A 292-nucleotide genomic window follows, 5' to 3' on the forward strand; every position below is an offset into this window, starting at 1 on the left:
ATCTTTAGCGACACCCGATGTTTCTGCCCGGTAGAGCTGCATGCCCCCCACACCCAATAATGGCATGATGGCAACTGCTAAAACGATGATCCCCATCCCACCCAGCCACTGAATTTGTTGTCTGTGATACAAAATAGATGGGGGGTAATGATCCAGGCCGGTAATCACTGTAGCGCCTGTTGTGGTAAAACCAGAGATGGACTCAAACACGGCATCCGTCACATCCAGATGTAATCCAAAAAGAAAAGGCAATGCGCCAACCAGCCCCAGTAGAATCCAAAATAAGGTCACC

The 292-nt window shown here is 49.3% G+C and carries 1 protein-coding gene; it reads right to left on the reverse strand.

The genetic code is table 11. The annotated features are described in order from the left end of the window. Nucleotides 1-292: potassium transporter TrkG (locus B4K20_RS14670; protein ID WP_289283474.1), on the reverse strand; the 292-nt coding region annotated here is incomplete at both ends.

The organism is Methylophaga sp. UBA5088 (assembly GCF_002414625.1).
In the GTDB taxonomy this organism is placed as follows: domain Bacteria; phylum Pseudomonadota; class Gammaproteobacteria; order Nitrosococcales; family Methylophagaceae; genus Methylophaga; species Methylophaga marina.